The sequence below is a fragment of the Cellulomonas endophytica genome (assembly GCF_004123805.1).
Lineage (GTDB): Bacteria > Actinomycetota > Actinomycetes > Actinomycetales > Cellulomonadaceae > Cellulomonas > Cellulomonas endophytica.
Map to the genome: position 1 here is coordinate 1 of NZ_RWJX01000160.1, position 1,813 is coordinate 1,813.

2 protein-coding genes are annotated in these 1,813 nt (G+C 77.7%); both read left to right on the top strand.

The annotated features are described in order from the left end of the window. On the top strand, nt 1-745 hold a 745-nt coding region (locus EJA20_RS18430; protein ID WP_164984076.1), incomplete at its 5' end, for a CheB methylesterase domain-containing protein. Continuing rightward, on the top strand, nt 736-1,813 hold a 1,078-nt coding region (locus tag EJA20_RS18435), incomplete at its 3' end, for a CheR family methyltransferase (RefSeq protein WP_164984077.1). The genes EJA20_RS18430 and EJA20_RS18435, both read left to right, overlap by 10 nt.

Here is a 1,813-nt window from a genome sequence, read left to right on the forward strand (position 1 = left end):
CTTCGCCCGTCCGGGCGCCGCGGAGCGCCCCGGCGCCCGTCCCGCCGGCCTCCCGCTGCCCCGGGCGGCGGCCCCTGCCGCGCCCGTGCGCGGCGGCCGCGAGGTCGTCCTGCGCGCCGAGCCCGCGCCGCACCCCGTGCGCGCCCTCGTCGTGGGGTCCTCCACGGGCGGGCCCGAGGCGCTCTCCCGCCTCTTCTCCGCGCTCACCGCCCCCCCGCCCGTGCCCGTGCTCGTGGTGCAGCACATGCCCCCGGTCTTCACGAAGCAGCTCGCGGCCCGGCTGGACCGGATCAGCCCGGCGACGATCGTCGAGGCGTCGGACGGCATGGAGCTGCGCCCCGGGACGGTCTACATCGCCCCCGGCGACCGGCACCTGGAGCTGCGGCAGCAGGGCGTCACGACGCTCACCCAGCTCACGGACGGCCCCGCCGTCTCCTACTGCCGTCCCAGCGTGGACGTGCTCTTCCGCTCCGCCGTGCGCACGTTCGGCGGACAGCTCCTCGCCGTGGTGCTCACGGGCATGGGTGCCGACGGGCGCACCGGGTGCGAGGACGTGGTGTCGGCCGGCGGGACGGTCGTCGTGCAGGACGAACCGACGAGCGTGGTGTGGGGCATGCCGGGGGCCGTGGCCACCGCGGGCCTGGCGCACCGCGTCGTCCCCCTCGACGAGGTGGCCCCCGCGGTCGAGCGCGTGCTCGGCGGCGCCGCCACCCGGACCCGGACAGGAGGTGCGTCGTGGCGTTGAGCCCCGAGGCGTTCACATGGGTGGCGGACCTCGTCCGCCGCCGCAGCGCCATCCAGCTGCAGCCGGGCAAGGAGTACCTCGTCGAGAGCCGGCTCCTGCCGCTCGCGCGCGAGCTCACCGGCGGCGACGTCGACGCCTACGTGGCGCGGGCCCGCACGTCGGAGCCCGAGCACGGGCGGATCGTCGAGGCCCTCACGACGAACGAGACCTCCTGGTTCCGCGACTCCAGCCCCTTCACCGCGCTGCGGACGCACGTGCTGCCGCAGCTCGTCGCGGCCCGCGGCCACGCCGCCCGGCTGCGGGTCTGGTCGGCCGCGTGCTCGACGGGCCAGGAGCCGTACTCCCTGGCGATGACCCTCACCGACGCGCTGCCCCCGGGCCTCTCGTTCGAGATCCTCGCCACGGACCTGTCCGAGCAGGTGCTCGCGCGGGCCCGGACCGGCCGCTACAGCCAGCTCGAGGTCAACCGCGGCCTGCCGGCCCCGCTCATGGTCCGCTACATGACGCGGGCGGGCGCCGAGTGGCAGATCGCCGACGCGCTGCGCCAGTGCATCACCTTCCGCAGCCACAACCTGCTGGACCCGGCGCCGGCGGGGGCGAAGTTCGACATCGTCTTCCTGCGCAACGTGCTCATCTACTTCGACACGGCGACGAAGAAGGCCATCCTCGACCGGGTCCACCGCGTCCTGGCCGCGGACGGCGCGCTCGTGCTCGGCGCCGCCGAGACGACGATCGGCATCGACGACAAGTGGCAGCGGGTCCCCGTCGGGGCCGGCTCCGTCTACGTGCCCGCTCGTGCGGGCGCCGGCCCGGCGCTGCCCGCCCCCCGGCCCGCGCCCGCGCAGGCCGGGCTGCCGCTCCCGCGCACCGCCCTCGGGGGCCCGCCCTCCGGGTCGGGGTCGACCCTGGCCGCCGGGGCGGGGGCCCGTGCCCTCGCCGGCGGCGGGACGACCCTGCGCCCGGCCCTCGGCGGCACGACCTCGACGGCGGGGGCCCCGGGCACCCGCCCGACCCTGTCGTCGCTGCGCCCCGCGGCGGCGGCGCCGCTGTCCCGTCCCGCCCCGGCGG